General features: G+C 30.0%; 5 protein-coding genes. 2 read left to right on the plus strand and 3 right to left on the minus strand.

What is annotated here, in order from left to right; all coding sequences use genetic code 11:
• Window positions 1–183 precede the first annotated feature (183 nt).
• Entirely contained in the window at window positions 184–2,088 is a 1,905-nt protein-coding gene (gene pulA, locus ACTHW2_RS09900) for a type I pullulanase (protein WP_442263758.1), read from the plus strand.
• Between the two features lie 46 nt (window positions 2,089–2,134).
• Window positions 2,135–3,295: a pyridoxal phosphate-dependent aminotransferase gene (locus tag ACTHW2_RS09905; protein ID WP_442263759.1), complete on the plus strand. Its 1,161-nt coding sequence runs from the start codon at window positions 2,135–2,137 to the stop codon at window positions 3,293–3,295.
• 61 nt (window positions 3,296–3,356) lie between these two features.
• On the opposite strand, the gene ACTHW2_RS09910 is transcribed toward ACTHW2_RS09905, so the two are convergent.
• The 3 genes from ACTHW2_RS09910 to ACTHW2_RS09920 form a co-directional block, all read right to left on the minus strand.
• On the minus strand, window positions 3,357–4,445 hold the full coding sequence (locus ACTHW2_RS09910) for a 3D domain-containing protein (RefSeq protein ID WP_442263760.1): 1,089 nt from the start codon (window positions 4,443–4,445) through the stop codon (window positions 3,357–3,359).
• Window positions 4,446–4,988: 543 nt separating this feature from the next.
• The gene (locus ACTHW2_RS09915; protein ID WP_442263761.1) at window positions 4,989–5,648 is read right to left on the minus strand and encodes an ABC-2 transporter permease; all 660 of its coding nucleotides are present in this window, start codon (window positions 5,646–5,648) and stop codon (window positions 4,989–4,991) included.
• An 11-nt stretch (window positions 5,649–5,659) separates the two neighbouring features.
• The coding region (locus ACTHW2_RS09920; protein ID WP_442263762.1) for a hypothetical protein at window positions 5,660–5,948 on the minus strand (289 nt) is incomplete at its 5' end.

Here is a 5,948-nt window from a genome sequence, read left to right on the forward strand (position 1 = left end):
TAAAAACTTTAATGCACATGAACTTCTTTTCGCTATAAAAGAAGCACTATATCTATATAAAGATGATAAAGTATGGAAAAATTTAATAAAAAGAGCTATGAATTCTAAAAATGACTGGAAAAAGTCATCTAGAGAATATATAGAACTCTATGAAAATTTAATTAAGTAATTCAAGGAGGAAGCATGGAAGACTTTGGGAAGACAGATAAAAAGCTTGGAATGGATTATACAAAAGAAAGAACAATTTTCAGGGTATGGTCCCCAATAAAGGACAAAATACAACTAATACTATATGAAACGAGAGATTTAGAAGAAAAACAGGTCTTTATCATGGAAAAAAGTGAAGATGGAACACATGAATTAAAACTTGAAGGAGACCATAAGGGTAAGTTTTATAACTATCTAGTAGATGGTAAAGATGAAGTTACAGATCCTTACTCAGTTTCTTCAGCTATAAACTCAAAAGCATCAGCAATAATAGACTTAGAGGATACAGATCCCAAAGGCTTTAGAGAATATAAACAATCAAGTGATATAAATTATAAAACTCCCATAATATATGAAGCCCATATAAAAGACTTTACAGGAAGTGAAAACTCCGGAGTCAAAAACAGGGGTAAATATCTAGGATTTGTAGAAGAAGGAAGCGAATATAAAGGGTTTAAAACAGGAATCGATCATCTAAAAGAACTTGGAGTAACTCACATCCATCTCATGCCTGTATATGATTTTTATACAGTAGATGAAAGAGAAGAAAAATTTTTAGAAGATAAAAACTACAACTGGGGATATGACCCAGAACTATACAATACCCCAGAAGGATCTTATGCTACAAATCCTAAAGATCCCTTAAATAGAATAAAAGAATTAAAAACCCTTATAATGAAACTTCAACAAAAGGGTTTCAAAGTGATCTTAGATGTAGTTTATAACCACACTTACAAGGCAGTTGAAAGTAATTTTAACACTATAATGCCTGGATACTACTATAGAATGACAGAAGATGGTAAGTTTTCAGACGGAACTGGAACAGGTAACGAAATAGATACTCAAAATCCTATGGTTAGAAAATTTATAATTGATTCGCTTAAGTATTGGGTAGAAGAATACAGAGTAGATGGCTTTAGATTTGATTTATTAGGACTTATAGATATAGATACTACAAGAGAAATAGTAAAGACATTAAAAGAAAAAGATCCCCATATATTTATATACGGAGAACCTTGGGGAGGCGGAAAAACAACCCTTCACTTTGAAGACATGAGTCTTAAAGGAACCCAAAGAGGCCTAGGATTTTCATACTTTAATGATGACTTTAGAAATGCTTTAAAAGGTGATAACAACGGAAACTACCCAGGATTTACTCAAGGAAACTCCAGATACAAATGGAGTGTAGAACTGGGTATAGTAGGTTCTATAGACTACAACAGTAGCCACAAAGGTTTTACAGACTCACCACTTGAATCTATAAACTATGTAAATTCACATGATGACTTGATTATTTATGATAAGATATTAAAGGTTTTTCCAAATATGGTAAAACAAGATATTGAAAAGTTAAATAGATTTGCATTTAGTGGGCTCCTTACATCTCAAGGGATTCCATTTATAACAAGTGGAAATGAGTTTTTAAGAGATAAAGGTGGCATATCAAACACATATAAATCTCCATTAAGTGTAAATGCTATAGACTGGAGTCTTAAAAAAGAAAATATTCACTTTTTTAGATATTTCAAAGATCTTATAAAATTAAGACAAGAAAATCCAGAATTTAGTCTTAAAACTTCTGAAGAAGTAAATGAAAAGCTAAAATTTATGCAATTTGAACCAGAGAAAAACATAATAGTATATGCTATTAAAAAGGGAAATGGATATATTTTAGTAGTTCACAATGGTAAATTTGAAGACGCATATATAGGAGTAGATGATATTATAGATTTTATAAACTATAATTATAAGGTGGAAAAATTGACTTTAAATATAAGAAAAATACTTGGGATTGATGGATTAGAAAAGTCTAAATACAGAGATGATCTAAAAGAACTCTATATACCAAATATGACGACTTATGTATATGATATAAAATAAAAAAGTTACAAAAGAAAACAGACATTATATTAGGGGAGGATTAAGTATGAGATTAAGTAAAAGAGCACAAGCTGTTCCAAAATCAGGTATTAGAAAGATGTTTGCAGTAGCAGACCAATATGACGATGTAGTAAATCTTTGTATAGGAGAACCAGGATTTAAAACTCCTCAAAACATTATAGATGCTGCAAAAGAAAAGTTAGAAGAAGGACATATTAAGTATACTGCTACTGTTGGTATAGTTGAACTTAGAGAAGCAGTAATGGATAAACTTAAAAATAAAAATAAGATAGATGTAGGATCAATAGAAGAAATAATGATAACAACGGGAGCTGGAGAAGCCCTAGCCTTATCACTTATGGCCCTAATAGATCCAGGTGATGAAGTAATACTTCCAAATCCACACTGGACTAACTATTTAGGACATATAGCATCATCAAGAGGAATAGCAGTACCAGTTGATACTTTTGAAAAAGATGGATTTAGTATAAAAGCTCAAGCTATAAGAGAAAAAATAAGTGACAAAACAAGAGTGATTATATTAAATTCCCCATCAAATCCTACAGGTGCAGTAATACCTAAGGAAGAACTAATAGAAATAGGAAAACTTGCAAAAGAAAATGATATTATTATATTGTCAGATGAGCCATATGAAGAATTAGTTTTTGATGGACTATCTAACTTTAGTGTAGGAAGTGTAGAAGAGTTTAAAAACAATGTTATAACTGTAAACAGTTTTTCCAAAACATATGCCATGACTGGTTGGAGAATAGGTTATGCACACGGACCAAAAGAAATAATAGCAGGAATGGTAAAATTACAAGAAAATCTTTCGACCTGTGTAAACCATTTATCACAATATGCTGCTATAGAAGCTTTAAATGGACCACAAGACGCTGTTAAAGAAATGGCGGATGAATACAAGGAAAGAAGAGATCTCTTAGTAAATGGATTAAATGAGCTTGAAGGAGTTACCTGCGCTATGCCTCAAGGAACATTCTTTGCCTTTCCAAATATAAAAGCACTAAATATGACAAGTGATAAAGTAGCAGAAAAAATAGTTGAAGAAGTTCAAGTAGTAACTACACCAGGTTCTGCGTTTGGATCTGCAGGAGAAGGATACCTTCGTTTATCATTTGCATCAGACAAAGAAGATATAATAGAAGCATTAAAAAGATTGAAAAACTGTTCACTATTTAATAAATAAAAATATAGCCTCTCGATATCGAGAGGCTATATTTTTTTATCTATTTTATTTTTCTTTGTCTTTAGTTTAATATAGTTACTTTTACTTGTCTTCTACCAAAATTTAATGCTGCGCTACGTGAGTTGTAAAATAAATCTATTCTGTTACCTTTTATAGCCCCACCAGTATCTCCTGCTATGGCATTACCATAACCTTCTATATAAAGTTTAGTACCAAGTGGTATAACTCTAGGATCTACTGCAACTACTCCGTATCTAGCCTTCATTCCTGAAGCTGTAATACCATATCCCCTATCTCCAGGTCTTTTTCCTGTACTTGCATAAGATAAATCATATGCTGAAGCATTCATTGTAATAGTTTTACCACTTACTGAAGCATTACTATGACTAGCTTTTGAATTGTTGCTTTTAGCTGGTTTGACAGCTCTTGATCTTGAAACAGAACTTCTAGATACAGGTTTTGCTTTAGGCTTAGGTTTGTTCTTAGTACCAACTAAAACTATATGATCTTTTGCGTCTGTAGTTACTTCTTCTTTAAGTAAATCTTTTTTTACTAACTTGTCGTTTTCATATATTTTTTTGATATGTTTTTCTTTTACTCCTTCTTCGCCTTTTTGCTTAAGCTTAGACTCACCTTTGAAAAGTTTGTTTGTTTTTTCTTCTATCTTTTCAAATTCTATTTTTTCTTCTTCTACTACCGTTTTTTCTTTTACCCTAACGATATCTATAACATCGCCTTCTTCTACTTTTTCTGATAAAGCAGGTTTTGTGTAGTCGAGTTTTCCAAGTTCTAAGTCTTCGTCTTTTAAAACATCTTCTACAGTCTCATATATTGACTTAACTGCTTTCATGCTATCTTTATGTTTGAAACTATATGTCTTTGGATTTATGATTATTATGTTTTGATTACTTTCTATTTTAGTTTCTAAAGGAAGGTTTACAAAAGCACCCTCTTTAAAATCGACATCTTCTTGTTCTAAAAATTCTCCAACAGTTTTAGAGTAGGAAACTACATCTGTCTTCTCGCCATCAACTTCAAGAACTACTTCTTTACCCCTATAAAGATAAACCCCTAATGTTAATGTTAGCACCAAACTCATAAGTATAATTAACTTTACTTTCTTAGAATTTAGCATCTTAAAACTATTCATTAAAATACCTCCTGTTTTTTAGTAACAATTTGTAACTATTTGTTACTAGTTTTGTAACTATTTTGTAACTACTGTAACTATTTACACATTGTATTAGATAAAAAATCATTTGTCAAACATTTTTTGGAAATAATTTTTAAAAAAATTTAAGACATAGTCTCCTTTCTTTTTATCTCTATGATAGTATATTCAGAAAGGTTACAATTATGTAACCTTTTTTCTATAATTATATTTGTTTACAATAGTTAAGGATTTTATACATAGAAATAAAGTGGACAATAGTAAAGGCCCTGACTTATCTCTAGGGACAAGTAGGGCCTTGAAATTATTATAAATAATATTTATTTTATTTAATATTGTCATCCTGCGACGCCTTTCATGTGGTAGTCCCCTAGGGGAAGGAAGTGAAGAATCTTAAGCTTGGTTCAAGAATTTAATAAAACCGTCGTTCCATGAAAGGAAAAGCATCTTTCATAAGTCACTCCTTGTCTTATTAAATTCTTCGATCTCTAAGTGGTTTTATTTATATTGCTATTATTTAATTTAAAACTCTCTTTTTTCATATATACCCTTAGCAATAAAAAGAGATATAGTATAAAAAAACAAGCTTATTAAAAGTAGGATTGGAGATATAACTTTATAATTTGCATTAAATATCTTTTGGATTGTATCTTGGGATAATTCTACTATACCTAAACTTTCAAGTAGTCTTGGAAAAAATCCTAAAAACAATATAAAAAACAAATTATATCTTTGAGCCATTTTGCTACTATGAAACTGCATAGGTAAAAATAGTGATAAAAACACGATAAATATTCCAAATATAAAGATTATAGGAATAAAGCTTAAAGTTCTTCCATTTATATGATCAAATAAAGCTACACTTATATTGGAAGATAAAACTAAAAGAGCAGAAGTAACTACCATATAAAGTAATATAGTTAAATACCTAGACTTTACTATATCAAACTTTGTAACTGGCATAGATATAAAAATAGACTCACTAGAAGATATTGAATCCTTATCTGTAAGTATAATTATAAAGACAAAGGCAGTAATAAAAATTGGAAGTGCATAGATAAAGTTTGAGGCTATAGGATTTTCAAAAGATGGTGCAAAGTAACCAACTACTAAGAACAATAAAAGACCTAATATATTGTATACACCAAAACTCCTTACATCTTTTAATATCAATTGTTTCATAAAATAACCTCCTAAAATTCTTTTTTTGAATAGATTTCTTTAGATATAAATGAAGAAGCTACATATATAATAAGACTTATAAGTAAGACAATAGGAGCTAAAACTTTAAAATCTAAAGAGAGTATCTTTTGGACTACTCTATTATTTAAAAGATTTATATCCATTCTGCCTATTAGATTTGGAATTAATATTAGGGCTGCATAAAACAAAGCATTAAATATTTGAGTTTTTCTAGCATCGTAATATTGAAGTGGTATATTTACTGATAAAAGTAAAAACATTATTGAAACTGTAAAGAGC

Source organism: Tissierella sp. (genome assembly GCF_052089545.1).
In the GTDB taxonomy this organism is placed as follows: Bacteria; Bacillota; Clostridia; order Tissierellales; family Tissierellaceae; genus Tissierella_A.

Excerpts from the sequence above, each read along its gene's own strand:
- ACTHW2_RS09915 (WP_442263761.1), bottom strand. The coding sequence starts at position 5,648 with ATGAAACAATTGATATTAAAAGATGTAAGGAGTTTTGGTGTATACAAT.
- pulA (WP_442263758.1), top strand. The coding sequence starts at position 184 with ATGGAAGACTTTGGGAAGACAGATAAAAAGCTTGGAATGGATTATACA.
- ACTHW2_RS09910 (WP_442263760.1), bottom strand. The coding sequence starts at position 4,445 with ATGAATAGTTTTAAGATGCTAAATTCTAAGAAAGTAAAGTTAATTATA.
- ACTHW2_RS09905 (WP_442263759.1), top strand. The coding sequence starts at position 2,135 with ATGAGATTAAGTAAAAGAGCACAAGCTGTTCCAAAATCAGGTATTAGA.